This is a genomic window from Polaromonas sp. (assembly GCF_010365105.1).
Lineage (GTDB): Bacteria > Pseudomonadota > Gammaproteobacteria > Burkholderiales > Burkholderiaceae_C > Polaromonas.
In genome coordinates, this window is sequence record NZ_JAAFGZ010000025.1 from 22783 (window position 1) to 42779 (window position 19997).

At 65.1% G+C, this 19997-nt stretch carries 11 protein-coding genes; 8 read left to right on the top strand and 3 right to left on the bottom strand.

All coding sequences use genetic code 11. The annotated features are described in order from the left end of the window. Positions 1-213: 213 nt before the first annotated feature. From flhD to cheA, 5 genes are all read left to right on the top strand, one after another. A complete protein-coding gene (flhD, locus tag GZ092_RS15260; RefSeq protein ID WP_293637710.1) occupies positions 214-531 on the top strand; it encodes a flagellar transcriptional regulator FlhD in 318 nt (105 codons plus the stop codon). 63 nt (positions 532-594) lie between these two features. Beyond that, complete coding sequence (gene flhC / locus GZ092_RS15265) at positions 595-1218, top strand: flagellar transcriptional regulator FlhC (protein WP_293637636.1); 624 nt, start codon at positions 595-597, stop codon at positions 1216-1218. A gap of 57 nt (positions 1219-1275) precedes the next feature. Then, positions 1276-2139, top strand: a complete 864-nt coding sequence (gene motA / locus GZ092_RS15270; protein ID WP_293637638.1) for a flagellar motor stator protein MotA — start codon at positions 1276-1278, stop codon at positions 2137-2139. An 18-nt stretch (positions 2140-2157) separates the two neighbouring features. After that, on the top strand, positions 2158-3102 hold the full coding sequence (gene motB, locus GZ092_RS15275) for a flagellar motor protein MotB (RefSeq protein ID WP_293637640.1): 945 nt from the start codon (positions 2158-2160) through the stop codon (positions 3100-3102). A gap of 100 nt (positions 3103-3202) precedes the next feature. Next, positions 3203-5254 carry a chemotaxis protein CheA gene (gene cheA / locus GZ092_RS15280; RefSeq protein WP_293637642.1) on the top strand — a complete coding sequence of 684 codons (2052 nt, stop codon included), beginning with the start codon at positions 3203-3205 and terminating at the stop codon, positions 5252-5254. A 66-nt stretch (positions 5255-5320) separates the two neighbouring features. Here the strand turns inward: cheA and GZ092_RS15285 are convergent, their stop codons facing one another. The 3 genes from GZ092_RS15285 to ppc all read right to left on the bottom strand — a co-directional run bounded on the left by GZ092_RS15285 (position 5321) and on the right by ppc (position 16732). Further along, complete coding sequence (locus GZ092_RS15285; RefSeq protein WP_293637644.1) at positions 5321-13528, bottom strand: glucoamylase family protein; 8208 nt, start codon at positions 13526-13528, stop codon at positions 5321-5323. Between the two features lie 4 nt (positions 13529-13532). After that, positions 13533-13778 carry a hypothetical protein gene (locus tag GZ092_RS15290; protein ID WP_293637646.1) on the bottom strand — a complete coding sequence of 82 codons (246 nt, stop codon included), beginning with the start codon at positions 13776-13778 and terminating at the stop codon, positions 13533-13535. Positions 13779-13921: 143 nt separating this feature from the next. Then, a complete protein-coding gene (gene ppc, locus GZ092_RS15295; protein ID WP_293637712.1) occupies positions 13922-16732 on the bottom strand; it encodes a phosphoenolpyruvate carboxylase in 2811 nt (936 codons plus the stop codon). Positions 16733-16919: 187 nt separating this feature from the next. On the opposite strand from ppc, the gene hemC reads away from it, so the two are divergent. The 3 genes from hemC to GZ092_RS15310 are packed head-to-tail and all read left to right on the top strand — an operon-like array spanning position 16920 to position 19960. Continuing rightward, positions 16920-17918, top strand: coding sequence for a hydroxymethylbilane synthase (hemC, locus tag GZ092_RS15300; protein WP_293637648.1), 999 nt, complete (start codon positions 16920-16922; stop codon positions 17916-17918). A gap of 27 nt (positions 17919-17945) precedes the next feature. Further along, positions 17946-18809 carry a uroporphyrinogen-III synthase gene (locus GZ092_RS15305; RefSeq protein ID WP_293637649.1) on the top strand — a complete coding sequence of 288 codons (864 nt, stop codon included), beginning with the start codon at positions 17946-17948 and terminating at the stop codon, positions 18807-18809. Then, positions 18806-19960: a uroporphyrinogen-III C-methyltransferase gene (locus tag GZ092_RS15310; protein WP_293637650.1), complete on the top strand. Its 1155-nt coding sequence runs from the start codon at positions 18806-18808 to the stop codon at positions 19958-19960. Before GZ092_RS15305 ends, GZ092_RS15310 begins: the two co-directional genes overlap by 4 nt. Positions 19961-19997: the final 37 nt, after the last annotated feature.

Here is a 19997-nt window from a genome sequence, read left to right on the forward strand (position 1 = left end):
CTTCTGCTAATTGATGGAAGTGATGCAAAACTGAAACAAAATAAATAAAAGTGTGACATAGATGTAAAAATATCTAGAATATGGCAAAAGCAGATTTAGAAAACATCTTTGCTGGATATTTCATTCAACGTCATTTTTTTAATATTCGATTCATTTATTTATTTCTCTGTTTTGCTTGAAATTACAGCTAAACAAGAGAAAAAGGAAAAAGTTATGGCTGAAACCACCAACACCAATGAAATTGGTGATCTGAACCTGACCTATTTGCTGTTGGCCCAGCGCTTGGTGCGGGAAGACGTTGCCACAGCCATGTTTCGCCTGGGTTTGAGCCGGGAAGTGGCTGATTTGTTGGGCAATTTGTCACTTTCCCAAATCGTGAAGCTGGCGGCTTCCAGCCTGTTCCTGTGCCGGCTGCGGTTTGACGACCAGCCGATTTTGTCGGCACTGACACAGGACGGCAAAAGCCTGCCCTTGCAGCAGGCGCATGCGGCCATTGTGTTGTCGGGCCAGCGGATTAACGCCCTGCAGTGATGTTACATATTGCGCCTTCAGATCTTTCAAAAATAGTTACCCAAGCTGAACGTGAAAGTCATCATGGTTGCTAAAAGCGTCATTCGTGAAGCGCGCGAGATCCATCTGGCGATCGACCTGATCAAGCTGGGCGCCCGCCTGCAGTTCCTGGAAGCGGAAACGACGCTGAGCCGGGACCGCCTGATCAAGCTGTACAAGGAAATCCGGGGCGTTTCGCCGCCCAAGGGCCTGTTGCCGTTTTCGACCGACTGGTTTATGACCTGGCTGGCGAACATTCATTCGTCGATGTTCTACAACATCTACCGCTTCATGGTGACGCATGGCGACTGCGCGCGGATTCCGGCGGTCATCAAGAGCTACCGGCTGTATTTGGAGCAGGTCGGGCAGCAGGGCGGTGAGCCGATTCTCGATTTCACGCGGGCCTGGACGCTGGTGCGCTTTTTCGACAGCGACATGCTGCAGCTGAGCACCTGCACACGCTGCACCGGACAGTTTGTCGCCCATGCGCACGAACCGCAAAACCATTACGTCTGCGTGCTGTGCCGGCCGCCATCGCGTGCCGGCAAGACCAGCAAGACGCCGCGCGCTGTGCCGGCAAAAGCCGCCATGCCGAAGCAGCCTGGGCTTGTGGCGTCGCCTTCGTCGTCGCAATGGCTGGCCGATGTGATGAACGGTGCCCGTATCTGACCTGTCGCAGGGCGGTGGCGGCGAATCGCGAAGTAAACATTGAATGGGGAGAGCGGCGTGCTGGTGATTCTTGGATATGTGGTGGTGCTGGGGTCGGTGTTTGGCGGTTATGCCCTGATGGGCGGGCATTTTGGCGTGCTCTACCAGCCCCTGGAAGTGCTGATCATCGGCGGTGCGGCTGTGGGCGCCTTCATTGCGGGCAACGATGGCAAGACCATACGTGCCACGCTGAAGGCGCTGCCCGGCCTGGTCAAGAGTTCCGGCAAGCACGACAAGGCGCTTTTCATGGAACTGCTTGCCTTGATGTACGTGCTGCTGTCCAAGGGCCGCAAGGACGGCATGATGGCGCTGGAGTCCGATGTCGAGGACCCAAAGAACAGCCCTGTCTTTGCGCCTTACAAGGTGATCCTGGCCGATGCCCATGTGCTGGAGTTCATGACCGACTACCTGCGCCTGGTTGTCAGCGGCAACACCGATCCGCATGAGATCGGCGAGCTGATGGAGCAGGAAATGGAAACTTTCAAGCACGAAGGCGAGATTCCTGCGCACAGCCTGACGCGTGTTGGCGATGCGTTGCCGGCGCTGGGCATCGTGGCGGCGGTACTGGGCGTGGTGCATGCGCTGGCTTCAGCCGACCTGCCGCCGGCCGAGATGGGCCAGCTGATTGCGCATGCGATGGTTGGAACCTTCCTGGGCATCTTGCTGGCCTATGGTTTCGTTTCCCCGCTGGGCACGCTGATCGAGCACAAGGTGGCCGAGTCCCTCAAGGTTTATGAGTGCATCCGGGTCACCTTGATGGCCAGCCTGAACGGCTATGCGCCGCAGCTGGCGGTGGAGTTTGGCCGAAAAGTATTGCTATCCACCGAACGGCCTTCCTTCAGCGAACTCGAAGGGCATGTGCGCGATGTCAAGAGCCGCTGAACCCTGCAAGGCCCCAGCATGAGCAGCGACGCCAAACGCCCGATCATCGTCATCAAGCGCAAAGTGATGGCGGCCGGCCACCATGGCGGCGCCTGGAAGATTGCCTTTGCCGACTTCATGACGGCGATGTTCGCTTTTTTCCTGGTCATGTGGCTGCTGTCGTCCTCCTCGCCCAAACAGTTGAGAGGCATTGCCGAACATTTCCAGATGCCGCTGAGCGAAGCGCTCAAGGGCGGGCCGGCCATCAACAACAGCCCCAGCGTGATTCCGGGCGGCGGCGATCCTCCATTGACCAAGGACGAGATCAAGAAGCCGAAAAACGAGGAAGACCTTGAAGCGATGGCCAATGCCGAGGACGTCGCCCGCCTGGACAACCTGAAAAAGCAGCTTGACGAGATGATCGAGTCCAGCCCGCTGCTCAAGCAGTTCAGCCCGCAGCTGCTGATCGACATCACGCCCGAAGGCTTGCGCATCCAGATTGTCGACAGCAGCAACCGGCCGATGTTCGACCGCTCCAGCGCGGTGGTGCAGTCCTATATGCACACCATCCTGCGCGAGATCAGCCCGGTCATCAATGCACAGCCCAACAAGATCACCTTGTCGGGGCATACCGATGCCACCCGATACGCACAGGGTGACAAGTCCTACAGCAACTGGGAGCTGTCAGCCGACCGGGCCAATGCGTCGCGCCGCGAACTCGTGGCCGGCGGCCTTCAGGAGGTCAAGATCCTGCGGGTCATGGGCGTTGCGTCAAGCATGAACCTGAACCAGGAAGACCCTTTTGCACCCATCAACCGCCGCATCAGCATTGTCGTGCTCAACCAGCGTGCCCAGGCTGCCATCGAGAAAGCCAATGCAGCCAATGCCTCCGGCGGGCTGGCCAGGCCGGTCGCTTCGCAGCCAGCCCGTGCCAGCCAGACGGCCGTGAAGCTGTCAACCGTTGCTCCCGGCCAGCGGAGCTGACGCGCCTGCCAATTCCTGGCGGCCAGATGAACCCGTCTTGCGGCACGCTTGCCTCAATCGACTGGTCAGCCGCCAGAACCCAACCCGAAAAGCCTAAAAGATGGATATCACCCAGTTTTACCAGACCTTTTTTGAAGAAGCCGACGAACTGCTGGCGGAAATGGAGCAGCTGCTTTTGGGGCTTGACCTTCAGGCGCCCGACAGTGAAGACCTGAACGCCGTGTTTCGCGCGGCGCATTCGATCAAGGGCGGCGCCGCCACCTTCGGCTTTGTGGCGCTGACCGATACCACCCACCTGTTGGAGAACCTGCTGGACCGCGCCCGGCATGGCGAGCTGACGCTGAGTACCAAGATGATGGATGTTTTTTTGGAGACCAAGGACGTGTTGCAAAAAGAATTGAGCGCTTACCGCGAGGGCAAGGAACCCGAGCCGCAAATGGTCGAGCAGATTTGCGCCGTGCTGCGCCAGCTGGCGCTTGAGGCCAATGCCGCTGCTTCGCCCGTGCTTTCGGCGGCGCCCGCCATAAAAGCGCTGGCACCCGCTCCTGCACCGGTTCCCGCTGCCCTGGCGCGGGACGAGGGCAGCCCGCCAGCCGTTCCCACGCTGAAGGTCCGCTTTACCAAGGTTTCGGACCATGACCAGAAACTGCTGGCCGAGGAAATGGCCAACCTGGGGACTGTGCTGGCGCAGACCGCCGAGGCCGACAGCCTGACGCTGTGGCTGCAAACCGCGTGCGATGCCGATGACCTGGTGGCGGTGAGTTGCTTCATTGTGGAAACCGAACAGATTGAAATCAGCACCGCAACGCCCTCAGAGGTGTCGGAACCGCAGCCGCAGCCGGAACATCCGGACCAGCCTGGCCAGCCGGAAAGCCCGGCCGTCCTTGCTGACGTGGCGGCTACGCAACCCGCGCTGCTGCCGGGCGCCGTTCCCGGGACGGCTGCAGCCGCGCCAGCCGCCGCCGGCCAGGCCAGGGAATCCAATTCCATCCGGGTCGATGTCGAAAAGGTGGACCAGATCATCAACCTCGTCGGCGAACTCGTGATCACCCAGTCGATGCTGACGCAAACCGCGTCCACGCTGGATCCGGTGCTGCACGAGCGCCTGCTCAGCGGCCTGGGCCACCTGGAACGCAATGCGCGCGACCTGCAGGAATCGGTCATGTCGATCCGCATGATGCCGATGGATTATGTGTTCAGCCGCTTTCCGCGCCTGATACGCGACCTGTCGGCCAAGCTGGGCAAGCAGGTGCAACTGGTCACGGTTGGCAAGGAAACCGAGCTCGACAAAAGCCTGATCGAACGCATCATCGACCCGATCACCCACCTGGTACGCAACAGCCTGGACCACGGCATCGAAACGCCGGCGCAGCGCACCCTGGCCGGCAAGGACGCGTCGGGCCAGCTGACGCTGTCGGCGCAGCACCAGGGCGGCAGCATCGTGATCGAGGTCAAGGACGACGGCGGTGGGCTGGCGCGCAACAAGATCCTGGCCAAGGCCCGGCAGCAGGGCATCGCCATTGCCGAGAACGCGCCTGATGAAGAAGTCTGGCTGCTGATCATGGCGCCTGGTTTTTCAACCGCCGAAGCCGTGACCGATGTCTCGGGCCGGGGCGTCGGCATGGATGTGGTCAAGCGCAACATCCAGGAAATGGGCGGCCATGTCGAGATTTCCTCGGTGCAGGGCAAGGGCACGACGATCCGGATCGTGCTGCCGCTGACGCTGGCGATCCTCAATGGCATGTCGGTCAGGATCGGCAATGAAATCTACATCCTGCCGCTGAACTACGTCATCGAGTCGCTGCAGCCCCAGTCTGCAGACCTGCATGCGATCACTGCCGACGAGCAGGTGCTGCACGTGCGCGGCGAGTACTTGGCGCTGGTCGAGATGCACAAGCTGTTTGGCGTGGCCGGTGCCGTGCATAACCCGACGCAGGCCATTGTCGTCATCGTGCAGGCTGAGGGAACGCGTTTTGCGCTGCTGGTGGATCAGCTGGTGGGCCAGCACCAGGTGGTGGTCAAGAACCTGGAAACCAACTACCGCAAGGTGCCGGGGATTTCCGCCGCCACCATACTGGGCGACGGCAATGTGGCGCTGATCATCGACGTGGCGGCGATACAGCGCACCCATCGCGAAAAAAAGGCGCGCTGAACCTTCACCCCCTTGCAAGCATGAAATATGCCTTTTCCGCATGCTGCGCATGGGGTAATAGCTATTTTATTGATAGCAATCAGGTAATGCCAGCGCTGTGTTGCCACGGACCAGCAACACGGCCTTTGCGGGCAGCGTGTCCAGCCGGGTCCATTCGCCCCAAGACAGTTGCCTGTCTACCTCCAGCGGCGTGGCGCCTGCCGGTTCACGCTTCCAGCGCACAGTGATGTCGTGACCCTGGAGTTGCAGACGCAGCTCGACTTCCGGCCAGTGCGCGGGCAGGCGCGGCGACAGCGACAGGCGACCGGGCTGCACTGCCAGGCCGAGCAGCGTTTCAAGCCCCGCCCGGTAGAGCCAGGCCGCCGATCCGGTGTACCAGCTCCAGCCGCCCCGGCCCACATACGGTTCGGCGCTGTAGACGTCGCCGGCCACCACATACGGCTCCAGTTCATAGGCCGGGCCGCGTCCGGGATGCGCGCTGCGGTGGGCCGGGCTCAGGTCCTCGAAGCTGCGCCAGGCGCCTTCCACGTCGCCCGTCAGCGCCTGCGCCATCAGTGCCCAGACCCCGGCATGCGTGTACTGACCGCCGTTCTCGCGCACGCCCGGCGGATAGGCCTGGATATAGCCGGGGTTGTTGGCCGAGTCGCGGAACGGGGGATCGAGCAGGCGCAGCAGGCCGGCCTTTTCGTCGATCAGCTGGTTGTTCAGTGCCAGCATGGCCGAGCGGATGAAGGCCGGGGTCGAGGCACCCGACAGCACGGCCCAGGCCTGCGCGATCAGGTCGATGCGGCATTCGGCATTGGCGTCCGAACCAAGCGGCGCACCGTTGTCAAAAAAGGCGCGGCGGAACCAGGCGCCGTCCCAGCCGGCGTCGTGCAGCGCGGCGATCCAGCCGGTGCGCGCCTCCCGCCAGCGCTGCGCGCGCGCAGTGTCGCCGCGTTGCGCGGCCACCGGCGCAAAGCCCTCGACCACGCTGCACAAAAACCAGCCCAGCCAGACCGACTCGCCGCGCCCCTCATGGCCGACGCGGTTCATGCCGTCGTTCCAGTCGCCGGTGCCCATCAGGGGCAGGCCGTGCGCGCCCACCGCCAGGCTGTGGTCGATGGTGCGGGCGCAGTGCTCATAGATGCTCGCCGACTGATCGCTGATTTGCGGCGCGTAGTAGGCGTCTTCGGCTCCGTCGGGAATCGGCGGCCCGTCGATGAAGGCCACGTCCTCGTCCAGCAGGCTGGCGTCTCCCGTGACTTGCAGGTAATGCGTACAGGCATACGGCAGCCAGAGCAGGTCGTCCGAAAAATGGGTGCGCACGCCTTCGCCGCCGGGCGCGTGCCACCAGTGCTGCACGTCGCCTTCGGGAAACTGGCGCGAAGCACTGAGCATGATCTGGGCGCGCAGCCGCGCCGGGTCGGCCAGCGCCAGCGCCATCGAATCCTGCAACTGGTCGCGAAAACCCGAGGCGCCGCCCGCCTGGTAAAAGCCGGCCTTGGACCACAGACGGCACACCACCGTCTGGTAGAGCAGCCAGTGGTTCATCAACGCATCGAACCTGGCGTCGGGTGTACTGACCTGCACCTTGCCGAGCAGGCCTGACCAGGCGGCCTTGACACCGGCCAGGGCCTCGGTGCAGGCCTGTGGCGTCCACCGCGCGGCCATCTGCTCTGCTTCAGAACCATCAGCGGCATGGCCGAGGATGAAGCTGAACGCCAGTTCTTCGTTGCCAGCGAGCAAAAATTCGCTGGCCAGGCAGGCGCAGGGGTCGCAACCGGTGCCACTCTGGCCGGCCAGGGTGTCGGGCAGGAACAACCGGCCCAGCGTATCAAAAAACTCTCCCCTGTCGCAGGTCCATTGCGCGTCGCCAGAGGCGCCTGCCATGGCCAGAAACACCGTGCTGCCGCCATAGCCGTCCCGGGTTTCCTGCTGCCGGGCCATCACCGCCGCCTGAGCGGGAGCCTTCCAGGTTTCCAGCGTGCGCCGGCGGCCGCGAGCGTCGCCCATCTGCCATTCGACCATGGCCACGGCGCGCAGGCGCCTGCGCGCGCCGCCGTCCAGCCGCACCTTGACCTGAACAATCTTGGCGGCGGCCTGCATGTCGGCGAAGAAGGTGGTTTCCACCTGAAGCCCGTCCTGCACGCCATGAAACACCGAATAGCCCTGGCCATGGCGTACGCGCCAGCGGCTGTCGCTGGCTGCCAGCCTGGAGGGCGCCAGCGGGAACACCTGGCCGCTGTCGATGTCCTGCAGCAGCCAGTGCTCGAACGCCGGGTCGCTGACCGGGTCGTTCGACCACGGCGTGAGCTGGTGCATGCGGCTGTTGCCGGCCCAGCTCATGCCGCTGCCGGTTTCCGACACCTGAAAGCCGAATTCGGGATTGGCGATGACATTGACCCAGGGGCGCGGCAGGGACTGGCCGCCCTGCAGGTCAAACCAGAATTCGCCGCTGGCCGGGTCGAACTGGCCGATCCCTTGCGGCACGGGTGCAGGCGCCGGCATGCCGTTGGCCGGAGCTGTGTCTGGCCGGCCCGAAAGCAGCGTTCCGTTGGCCAGGCTGGCCTGTTGCGCCGGCCAGACGCCGACGCGCAGGGCGGCTACCTGCGCTTCCAGTCCCCGGCCGTCGGCCGTCAGCACCACCCGCGCCAGTCCGGCCAATGCGGCCTTCTCGGCGGCGGAGGTTTCAGGGTCGCGCAGCAGGTGAAAGCTTGATGTCAGCTCGGAACCCTTGGAAAAGCTGTTCTGCACATGCTGCATCAGCCGGTCTCGCATCGCCAGGATGTCGCGCTGCAAGGGCATGAGGTAGGAATTGGGCTCGCTGTTGAGCACCACCAGGTCAACCGCCAGGCCGCCGAAGGTCCACCAGGGCTGGGCGCGCAGCAAGGCATCGACCATGGGCAGCCCGCTGGCGGCCTGGATGCGCACCAGCAGGATGGGTTTGTCGCCCGAAATGCCAAAGCGCCACAGCTGGCGCTGGTCCAGCGGCCCGGCCACGGCATTCAGCCGGGGCGTGCTGTACATCAGGGCAGTCGTCAGGTCCTGCACCGCCAGGTGTTCTTCGGGCGTCAGGGTCAGGTCGCGCAGCCGGACCTGCGCCAGCGTGGCCGCCATCTGGGTGGCCCGCACGATGTGCATGGGCTGCAGGTATTTGTCGATGCGCGCGATCAGTTCGTCTTCCGTCTGCGCTGCCGCCGTGGCAAAGGTCAGGCGGGCCACGGCACCTGGCGCCAGCCGCAAGGTCAGGCGCAGGCTGGCCACCGGGTCCAGGCCGTTGATCGGGTTGCCGTCGGCGTCCGTCGGCTGCCTGCCCATGGCGGGCCGGTGCTGCGGCTGGTGGCGCCCGGCGAAAATCCTGCGGTCGGCAATGCAATCGACCGACAGCAGCTCGGCATCGGCCTCGGCCAGGAAATGCGCCACCGCCATTTGCGGGTCGCCATGCAGGCGCGGCATGCGCTTGAGCAGCAGGGCTCGCCACTGCGGCTCCCAGCGGGTCTGCACGAAGAGGTTGGAAAACGCCGGATGGGCTTCGTCCGCGCGCGGGTCAGCCAGCACTGCCTCAAAGCACGACACCAGTTCGACGACGCGCGCGGTCCGGCCGGTGTTGTGCAGTTGCACGGTGCGCAGTTCGGTGTCGTCCTCGGGGCTGACCAGCACGTTGATGCTGGTGTTAAAACTTTCGCCCTGTGCATCGAACTGCACCCGGTCTGCCATGAAGCGCGCCTGATAACGCCAGCCAGGCAGGGGCGCCGGCGCCGCGGTCAGCGATCCGGCGCCTTCGTTGCCGCCCAGGTTCAGGTAGAAAAAGCAACCCTGGCTGTCGCGCAGCAGGTCGTCGCGCCAGCGGCTGATGTTGCGGCCCTGCCAGCGGCTGACGCCCGCGCCGCTGGCGCGAAGGGCCACGTTGTAGCGCCCGTTGGACAGCAGGTGGGTCGGTTTCCAGCCGAGCTGCACCGGGTTGACGTCGCGTGAGTGGAATACCGGTGCGCTGCTGTGCGCGTCCAGCATGGGCGGCTGGCGCGGGCTGGCGGTCTCAATGATCTGGCGCGGCGTGCGTTCATGCAGCAGGGATTCATGCGCGGCCACCTGGGGCTCGGCACAGAACCAGCGCCGGGGCGCATCCAGGCACAGTACATTGCACAGCGCCACCAGCGACATGCCCTGGTGGTGCGCCATGAAGGTCTGGACAATGCTGAAGGCCTGCCTTTCAGGCTGGCGCGAGGCGGTGAAGTCGAGCGCTTCGAACATCCCGAGTTCGCCGCGCGCGCCCAGCGTTTCAAGCCGCCGCAAATTGGCTGCGGATGCGGCGGGCTCAAACAACGTGGCCAGCAGGGTCGCATAAGGCGCCACCACCCTGTCGGTCAGCGGCGTGCGGCGCATCGCCAGGCGGGGAACGCCAAAGGGCGAATACTGGTAGGCCAGCGAATGGTCCTGGGCAAAATAAGCCGATTCCGAAACGCCCCAGGGCATCAGCTGCTGCCGGCCGAATTCGCGCTGCGCGGCAATGGCCGATCGCGCCATGGTCTGCAGCAGTCCCCCGGCAGGCTCGTGCATCAGCAGCGACGGCATCAGGTATTCAAACATCGAGCCCGACCAGGAAGCCAGCCCGGGCGCACCGCCCACCGACAGAAAGGGCCGGCCCAGTGCGCTCCAGTGGCGCTTGGGCACATCGCCCTTGGCGATCGCCAGAAAGCTGGTCAGCCGCGACTCGGACGCCAGCAAGTCGTAGTAACTGATGTCCAGCGCCTGGTCGTCAACCCGCAAGCCGATGTGGAACAGGCGGCGCTTGGGGTCATACAGGCCCTTGAAATCCATGGCTTCGTACAGGCTGGCGCAGCGGCCGGCCAGGCCGCGCAGCGCTGCCTGTGTCTGTGCTTGATCGTCATCAGGGTCTTGCTTCTCGCCCTGCTGCGCCAGCTGCCGGCACGCCTGGCCCACGGCCAGCAGCATGCCGGCCAGGTTTCCGCTGTCAACGGACGACACATAGGCCGGCAAAAGGATTTGCAGCGTGCGCGTGTCATACCAGTTGAACAGGTGGCCATTGTGCTTGGCCAGCTTGTCGATGCTGTCCAGCGATGCCTGCAGGCGCCGGATGACTTCAGGGGTCGAGATCCAGCCAAATTCGCGCGCGCAGCAGACGGCCAGCAGGTACAGCCCGATGTTGGTGGGCGAGGTACGATGCGCCAGCGTCGGGTCGGGAACCAGCTGCAGGTTGTCGGGCGGCAGGTGGTGGTCTTCAGGCCCGACGCAACGCTCGAAAAAGCGCCAGGTATCGCGCGCCAGCGTCATAAGGTAGCGCTTGTCTGCGGCATACAGCGCATGCTCGGCGCTGGCAGGGCGCGGCTGGCTGGCCCACCATGCGGCAATCGGTGATGCACCCCAGAAGAGAAACAGGAAGATGCCGGCCCACGAGTGCGCCGCCCACGGTGCCGCCATGGCCAGCGCAGCGCACAGCAGCGACGCTGCGGCATGCTGGTGCACAAACACAAAAAGCGCCTTGCGCGACGCCGATTGCGCCTGTGCCGCAGTGGTCCATTCCAACAGCCGGCGGTGGCTGACGCACATGCGCCAGATGGAACGCAGCGCCGCATCCAGCAGCAGGAGCGACTGCGCCGGTATCTGGCTGAACTGCCAGACAGCAGCACCCAGGGTGGTGCGCAACTCCGCCCTTCCACGGCTGAAAAAATGGCGCCAGGCGATGCCGGGGTGGGTTGGCACCAGTCCGGCCAGCGCACCCAGCAGCGGCCCGGCCAGCAGCGCCGCAATGACGGCCAGAAATGCGGTGCCCAAGGGCAATGCGCCTGTGAAGATCACCCAGACCAGCAGTGCGAACGCAGCAGGAAAAACAAGCGAGCGGCGCAGGTTGTCGAGCATTTTCCAGACGCCCAGGGCGTCGATGCCGTACTGCCGGGCATGCCATAGCAGGGGAATCAGCTGCCAGTCGCCGCGCGTCCAGCGGTGCTGGCGCGATGCGGCCACGCCGGCATGATGGGGCGCATCCTCGACCATGACCACATCGCTGACGAAGCCGCAGCGTGCCATGCTGCCTTCGAGCAGGTCATGGCTGAGCACTGCTTCATCGGGCAGGCGGCGGTCCAGCACGGCATGCAGCGCGCTGACATGCAGCAGGCCCTTGCCGCTGAAACTTCCGGTGCCGAACAGGTCCTGGTACACATCTGAGACGCCACTGCTGTAGGGGTCGATGCCGCACTGGCCGGCAAACAGCCGGTGGTAGGCAGTGTCCTCCAGACGGTCAGGCAGGGGCGTGACCATGCGCGGCTGCAGGATGCCGTAGCCGCTGACCACGCGGCGCAGGTGGACGTCCACCCGAGGCGCATTCAGCGGATGGGCGGCAATGGCGACCAGTTCGCGCAGCGCGCCGGGCGGCAGGCCGGTATCGCTGTCCAGCGTGACCACGTAGCGGATGTCACCGGCCAGCCGCAAAGGTGCGGCCAGTGGCAGGAAGCCTTCCATGCTGCCGGTGGCCAGCAGGCGCATCAGCTGCTCCAGCTTGCCGCGCTTGCGTTCCCAGCCGAGCCAGCGCTGCTGGGTTTCGCACCAGCTGCGCGGCCGGTGAATCAGCAGGAAGCGAGGCGGGCTGCCTGCGCCTGCCGGGTAGCGTGCGTTCAGCGTTTCCAGCCGGGACAGCGCATCCTGCAGCAGGCCGTTATCGCCCGGCAGGCTGGCCTCGGGCGCATCGAGCCAGTCGGAGAGCAGGGCAAACTGGGCTTCGTTTTCCCGATTGGCCAACCAGTGAAATTCCAGCTGCTGCAGCAGTTCCTCGTTGGCGTGCGTGGAGGTGAGCAGCGTCGGAATCACCACCAGTACCCGGTGTTCGGGCGGAATGCCATACGCAAAGCCGAGGCGCGGCAGTGGCCGGACTTTCAGCGACTCGGCAATCAGGCGGTGTACCAGAGCCGATGCGGCCTCGAAGGCAGGACCGGCCAGCAGGAAAAGCGCCACCAGGGTCTGCCAGCGGTGCCCGTCTGCATGGTGCGTGGCCAGCAGCACCGCCAACAGCGTCGCCAGGGTGATGCAGCCGATGTACAGGCTCAGCCGCCAACGTCGCCAGTTCAGGCGTTGCCGGGCGCGTTGCGCCGGCATGCCCAGGTCGGCTTCCAGCCGGGCACGGCCATCGCCCGTCAGGTAAAAGCCTGCGCATCGCTCGGCGGCGTCCGGCGCCAGGCTGCCTGGCACCGACAGGGCCGCCGCAACCACCGCCTGGGCCACCTCGTGCTCTGTTTTTTTGCTGTCTCGCGCCAGTTGCTCCATGGCCCGGGTGATCTGCTGGCGCGTGCTTTCGCTTTCGCCTGCAAAGCCGGGCAGTTGCTGCAATACCTGCAGGGACCGGCTGACCGGCTCGATCAGATCGACCCAGTCAATCTGGCCAATCACGCGCAGGGTGGTGATGATGTTGCCAACGGTCAGGTTGGACGCAACCTGGGCGCTCTGGCTTTCCAGCATCAGCGCATGACGGTCAGGGCAGTTCTTCTCGATCCAGCGGAGCACGGCGGATGAGTCGGCTGAAATTTCGGTGGGCAGACGCTGCCACAACTGGGTCTGGTAGCTGCGCTGCACCCCGCGTTGGCGCATCAGGCTGTTGACGGTGTCCAGGTCCGCTTCGTCCAGCCCTTGACCGCTGTCCCAGACTGCATGGGCGACTTCGCGCGCCATTTTGCTGCGTGCAATGTCGTCCGCCATGCGGCGAAGGTTTTCCAGCAGCACGACGCGAAGCGTCGTCGGCAGGGCCCACAGTTCGCTCAGGCGCAATTCGCTGCAGCGCTGGTAGGCATTCAGGAAGGCGGTGAACACTTCCGGATTCAGTACGCTGTCGGTGTGCGCCACGTAAGCCCAGGCTATGCCATAGACGCGCGGCAGTCCACGCAGCGGCGGCGCAGCCAGCTTGGGCAGCCTGGCATAGAAGCGGCGCGGCACGCCTTCGCGGATTTGCTGCAGTTGCGCTTCGATCAGCGGGAAATTGTCCAGCAGCCATTCGGCCGCCGGGGTGGTGTAATGGCCACTGTGCGAGGTCAGCGCGACATAGTCGTAGGCAATGCGCAGCGCCGCCAGGTTTTCATCGACGCGCGGAAAGAAGGGGGTGTGGCGCAGCGACTGCGCATCGGTTTCGACAACCTGCGCCTGCGCCAGGCTGCAGCCATGTTCTTCAAAGCGCTGGATGCCGAACAGTTCCGCCCTGATAGGGGGTTCGGCAGATCCTTCCTGCGACAGCAGGAGTTCTCGGGCATGGGGGCTGAGCGTTGCAAGCCGGTCCAGGACGGCAGGATTCACCTCCTCAAGCCATCGTCAGCAGACCCAGGCCCACGAGGCCCAGACTGCATACGACCAAGGCAGCACCGGTGGTTACCAACCGGGGCGCGGTGATGGCATGCAGGCTTTCAAGACGGGTGCGCAGGGTGAAAAAGCGGCCCCTTGAACGCTGGCAGTCGGTCATGTGCGAGGCCAGCGCCATGAAGTCGCTGGACACCAGCTCATCGCTCAGCGAAGGGCGGCGGGCAGACTGTGCATGGTTAGCGGTCATGGGTCAGGTCCTATTGAAAGTTGATGCTCTTGACGCGCTGGGAACGCGGGATTCTTGGCATACCTTCAATGCTATGACCTGGCAGGCGACAACGCCATCAACGACAAACTGTTAGGAATGTAGGACCGGGCCGATATTCCCTGTCAGCCGGTATTTCGCAGCCCTGCAGCAATGCCGTTGATCGAGATATGGATGCCGGTCTGCACCCGCTGGTCGGTCTGGCCGGCGCGGTAGCGGCGTACCAGCTCGACCTGCAGATGATGCAGCGGGTCGATATACGGAAAGCGGTGGCGGATTGACCGCTGCAGTGCCGCGTTGCCGGCCAGCCTTTGGCGGTCGCCAGTGATCAGCGTCAGCGCCTGGGCAGTGCGGTGCCATTCGCCGTCAATGGCGGAAAATATTTTTTTGCGTAGTTTGGCGTCGCCCACCAGCTCGGCATAGCGCGAGGCCAGCGCCAGGTCGCTCTTGGCCAGCACCATGTCCATGTTGCTCAGCAAGGTGCGAAAAAAAGGCCACTGCCGGTACATTTTTTTCAGCAGCGCCAGCGCCTCCTTGCGGCTGTCCGGCGTGCCGCCCTGGTCCAGGAACTGCTCGATGGCGGTGCCAAAACCGTACCAGCCGGGCAGGGTCAGGCGGCACTGGCCCCAGCTGAAACCCCAGGGAATCGCCCGCAGGTCCTCGATCTGCTGCGAGGGCTTGCGCGACGCCGGCCGCGAGCCGATGTTGAGCTCGGCAATCTCGCGGATCGGCGTGGCGCTGAAAAAATATTCGGTGAAGCCCGGGGTGTCGTACACCAGCGCCCGGTAGGCGGCCATGCTGGCCCGCGACAGTTCGGCGGCGGCCTGCAAAAAGGCCTGCGTCGCCGGCTTGGTCGGCTGCAGCAGCGTGGCCTCCAGCGTGGCCGCGACCAGCGTTTCCAGGTTGCGCCGGCCGATTTCCGGATTGGCGTATTTGGAGCCGATCACCTCGCCCTGTTCGGTCAGGCGGATCTGGCCGCGCACCGTGCCCGGCGGCTGCGCCAGGATGGCTTCGTAGCTCGGGCCGCCGCCCCGGCCCACGGTGCCGCCGCGGCCGTGGAACATGCGCAGCGTGATGCCGTGCGACACCGCCAGCTGGTCGAACAGCTCGACCAGCGCGATTTCGGCGCGGTACAGCTCCCAGTTGCTGGTGAAGATGCCGCCGTCCTTGTTGCTGTCGCTGTAGCCGAGCATGATGTCCTGCTCGGCGCCGCTGCGCTGGAGCAGCGGCGCAATGCCCGGCAGCGCATAGAACTCGCGCATGATGGGCGCGGCATTGCGCAGGTCTTCGATGGTCTCGAACAAGGGCACCACGATCAGGTCGCAGCGCGACCCGGGCTGGTTTTGCGCATCCTCCAGCACACCGTGCATCAGGCCGACTTCCTTTTGCAGCAGCAGCACTTCGAGCAGGTCGCTGACGGTTTCGGTGTGGCTGATGATGTAGTGGCGAATCGCTTCCTTGCCGAACCTGGCGCGCGCACTCAGGGCGGCTTCAAAAATCGCCAGTTCGACGCGGGCCAGTTCCGAGTAAACATGGCCCAGCACGCGCAGCGGCCGGGCGTCGTTGAGCAGCTTCAAAAGCAGCGTGCGCTTGGCCGCTTCATTCAGGCTGGCGTAGCCGGCGTCGATCCGCGCCACGGCCAGCAGCTCGGCGACGACTTCTTCATGCTTGTCGGAGCTTTGGCGCAGATCGACGGTGGCGAGGTGAAAGCCGAACACTTCAACAGTGCGGATCAGCGGATGCAGGCGCTGGGCAGTCAGTGCCTGGCCATGATGGCTGACCAGCGAGGCCTGCAGGGTTCGCAGGTCGGCCAAAAACTCTTCCGCTGTCGCGTAGGCGTTCTGCGGCGCCACTGCATGACGCGCCGCTTCGCCGCCGGTCAGCGCTTTGAGCGTGGCCGCCAGCCGGGCATAAACGCCGGTCAGCGCGCGCCGGTAGGGTTCGTCCTGGCGGTGCTCGCTGGTGTCGGGCGAACTTTGGGCCAGTTGCTGCATCTCCGCGCTGCACTCGACCAGGATGGCCGACATCGACAGCTCGCCGCCCAGCAGGTGCACCTCGGTCAGGTAGTGGCGCAGCGCCACGTCGGCCTGCCGGCGCAGCGCGTAGTTCAGCGTATCGGCGTTGACATTCGGGTTGCCGTCGCGGTCGCCGCCTATCCACTGGCCCATGCGCAAAAAGCTGTGCACCGGCTGCGCGCCCAGCTCGCGCTCCAGGTGGGCATAGATTTTCGGAATCTCGCGCAGGAAGGTTGCCTCGTAATAGCTCAGCGCGTTCTCGATTTCGTCGGCTACGGTCAGCTTGGACATGCGCAGCAGGCGGGTCTGCCATAGCTGCATGACGCGGGCGCGCAACTGCGCTTCGTTGGCGTCCAGTTCGCGCGGCGTGAGCGCATCCTTGGCGCTGCTGACGGCCAGCGCCATCGCCTTGATGCTGTCTCGCGCCGTCAGCAGCTGGGCAATGCCGCGCTCGGCATCCAGGATGCTCTTGCGCTGCACCTCGGTCGGGTGGGCGGTCAGCACCGGCGAGACAAAACTGCGCGCCAATGTGTCCGAGATGGTCTTGGGGGCAATGCCGGCCCAGCGCAGCCGCGCCAGCGCCACGTCGATGCTGCCTTCCTGCGTGTCGCCGGCGCGCTCGTGGATGGCACGGCGGCGGATGTGATGGCGGTCTTCGGCCAGGTTGGCCAGATGGCTGAAGTAGGTGAAGGCGCGGATCACGCTGACGGTCTGGTCGCCGCTCAGGTCCTTCAGCAGGGTCTTGAGCGCCTTGTCCGCTTCCTGGTCGGCATCGCGCCGGAAGGCCACCGACAGCGTGCGCACCTGCTCGATCAGCTCATACGCCGCCACACCTTCCTGGTCGCGGATCACATCGCCCAGGATGCGGCCCAGCAGGCGGATGTCCTCGACCAGCGGGCGCTCGTTGTTCCTGGCACGCACCGAGGCTACGGCGGGCTTGACGGTTTCAACCACGGCGGCAAGTATGTCGGACTTGACAACGGTCTTGACTTTTTTCGTGCGTGCGGAAGTTGGCATCCTGGCCCTTTGCGTCTGGTGGCGGGTGAAATGTGAGGCAAAGCGTACATGCTAGCATTCACTCCCTCTATAGATTACCAACAGGTTACCAGTGGCAGCAGCGCTTCAAACTCCCCCAAAAACGCTCAAGGTGGTCATTGCCACGCGCGAAAGCCGCCTGGCCTTGTGGCAGGCCGAGCATGTCAAGGCGCTGCTGGAAGCCCGCCTGGGCTGGCAGGTCGAACTGCTGGGCATGACCACCCTGGGCGACCAGATCCTCGACCGCTCGCTCAGCAAGGTCGGCGGCAAGGGCCTGTTCGTCAAGGAACTCGAAGTCGCGCTGGCAGAATGCCGGGCCGACCTGGCGGTGCATTCGCTGAAAGACGTGCCGATGGACCTTCCCGACGGCTTCGCGCTGGCCTGCGTCCTGGCGCGCGAAGACCCGCACGATGCGTTTGTCTCCAACCGGTATGCCTCGCTGGCTGAACTGCCGCAGGGCGCCGTCGTCGGCACGTCGAGTTTGAGGCGGCTGGTGCTGCTCAAGGCGCTGCGGCCCGACCTGGCCATCCAGCCCCTGCGCGGCAACCTGGACACCCGGCTGCGCAAGCTCGACGAAGGCCAGTACGACGGCATCGTGCTGGCTGCCGCCGGCCTCAAGCGGCTGATGCTGGAATCGCGCATCCGCCACACCTTTGTGCCCGACGACATGCTGCCGGCAGCCGGGCAAGGCGCGCTGGGCATTGAAGTGCGGGCCGACCGCGCCGATCTGGTCGAGGCGCTGGCCACGCTGGCGCATTCGCCTACCTGGCTGGCGGTCACGGCCGAACGCACTGTCTCGCGTGCCATGGGCGGCAGCTGCTCGATGCCGCTGGCCGCTTTTGTCACCGCCGGCACTGACGGCGCGCTGCGTCTTGACGCCGCCTGGGGAGAGCCGGCCACGGCCGATGCGCTGTCCGGCGCCCATCAAGCCGCGCCCGCGCCGCTGGTGCATGCCCGGCAAAGCGCTGTCGTGCGGACCTTTGCCGAAGCCGAGGCGCTGGGCGAAGCCGTGGCGGCGCAGCTGCGCGCTGGCGGCGCGGTCTGGGCCGGCAATACGCCGCTGCCAGCTTGACCCGCACCGGCCTGACCGCATGAACGCATGACAAGCGCCCGCGTCATCGTGACCCGGCCCGAACCCGATGCCGGCTTGTGGGTGCAGCAGTTGGCGCAGGCCGGCATTGACGCCGAGGCCCTGGCGCTGATTGACATCGCGCCCCTTTCAGGCGCCGCCGACGCTCAGGCGCTCAACCAGGCCTGGCAGGCGCTGGACGATTACGCCGCCTGCATGTTCGTCAGCGGACATGCCGTCAACCATTTTTTCAAGCAAAAAATGCCTCTTGCGCAGGCTGTACGTGCGCAAGCAGCTATTGATAACGTAGCAAATGGGGAATTTCCAGGAATTCCGCCGCACCTGCGCTTCATGGCGCCCGGCCCCGGCACCGTGGCCGCGCTGCGGGCCGCTGGCGTTCCCGCCGCGCAAATCGACGCGCCGGCGGCCGATGCCCGCCAGTTTGATTCCGAAGCGCTGTGGCAAGCCATTGGGGCGCGTGACTGGCAGGGCCGCAGGGTGCTGGTCGTTCGCGGCCAGAGCGCGGGCGCTGAAGGCCCGAGTTCCGGGCGCGACTGGATTGCCCGCCAGTGGCACGATGCCGGCGCCAGCGTCGATTTTGTCGGCGTGTACCAGCGCCGTGCCCCCTGCCTGAGCGACGCGCAAGTCGCGCGCGCGCGCCAGGCCAGCTCCGATGGTTCGGTCTGGCTGTTCAGCAGTTCCGAAGCCGTCGCCCATTTGCTCCGGCTGGCCGGCCTGCAGGGCGTGGACTGGCGCCGAGCCCGCGCCATCGCCACCCACCCCCGCATCGCCCAGGCCGTGCGCGCTGTCGGCTGGGGTGTTGTTGTGGAGTCACGCCCGGCGCTCCAGGACATCCGGCAGACGCTTGGCTCGATAGAATCGCAGCATCCATGAGCGACAGTCCTCCAGCCTTGCCCCCAATGAGTCACCCGCCGCCCGCAGGCGAGCCGACAGACCGTGGCGTGCCCTCCAGCGCCACAGCGTACGCCGCCCCGCTGGACGCCTGGCTGGTGCCGCGCAGCTGGGCGCTGGGCGTCGCGGCGCTGGCGGCCGCCGGCCTGCTGGGCAGCGCGGCGCTGTGGCAAAAGCTGGGCTCCATCCAGGAAGAACTCGCGCGGCGCACAACCGACACCAGCGCCCAGTCCATCGAAGCGCGCACCCTGGCGCAGGATGCGCAGGACAGCACCAAAGAGCAGTCGGTGCGCCTGGCCCTGCTGGAAACCCGCCTGGGCGAAGTCAGCTTGCAGCGCACCCAGCTCGAAGAACTGATGCAGAGCCTGTCGCGCTCGCGCGACGAAAACCTGGTCGTCGATGTCGAATCCGACCTGCGGCTGGCCCAGCAGCGCGCCTTGCTCACCGGCAGCGCAGAGCCCTTGCTGGCGGCGCTGAAATCGGCCGAAACCCGGCTGACGCGCGCCGCGCAGCCGCGACTCAATCCCGTACAGCGCGCCGTCACCCGCGACATCGATCGCGTCAAAAACGCCAGTATTGCCGACGTTCCGGCGCTGATGCTCAAGCTGGACGAGCTGGCCCGACTGGTGGACGAACTGCCGGTGGTCAATGAAGTGGCCAGCAACAATATTCCGCGCCAGGTCGATGCCAGCGCTACCGAGCCCGAGGGTGATGCCCGTGACGCCGGCAAGAAGTCCTGGCTGCCGGGCGTTGACACGCAGGCGCTGCGCGCCTGGTCGAGCCGGGTGGCGGGCAGCCTGTGGCTGGAAGCCAGCCAGTTGCTGCGGGTCAGCCGCATCGACCAGCCTGAAGCAGCCCTGCTGGCGCCAGAGCAGGCCTTTTTCCTGCGCGAAAATCTCAAGCTGCGGTTGCTCAACGCGCGCCTGGCGCTGCTGTCGCGCCAGACCGACGCCGCGCGTGCCGACCTGCTCAATGCCGGAAACTGGCTGGGCAAGTACTTTGACCCTGCAGCGCGCAAGACCCAGGCCGCGCGTCAGCTGCTGGTCCAGGTGCAGGGTCAGCTCAAGAACACCGAACTGCCCCGGCTCGATGAAACCCTGGCCGCACTGGCCACTGCAGCCGCCGGCCGTTAAACGCCAAGCGCCAGACACAGGCAGTTCAGACCACACC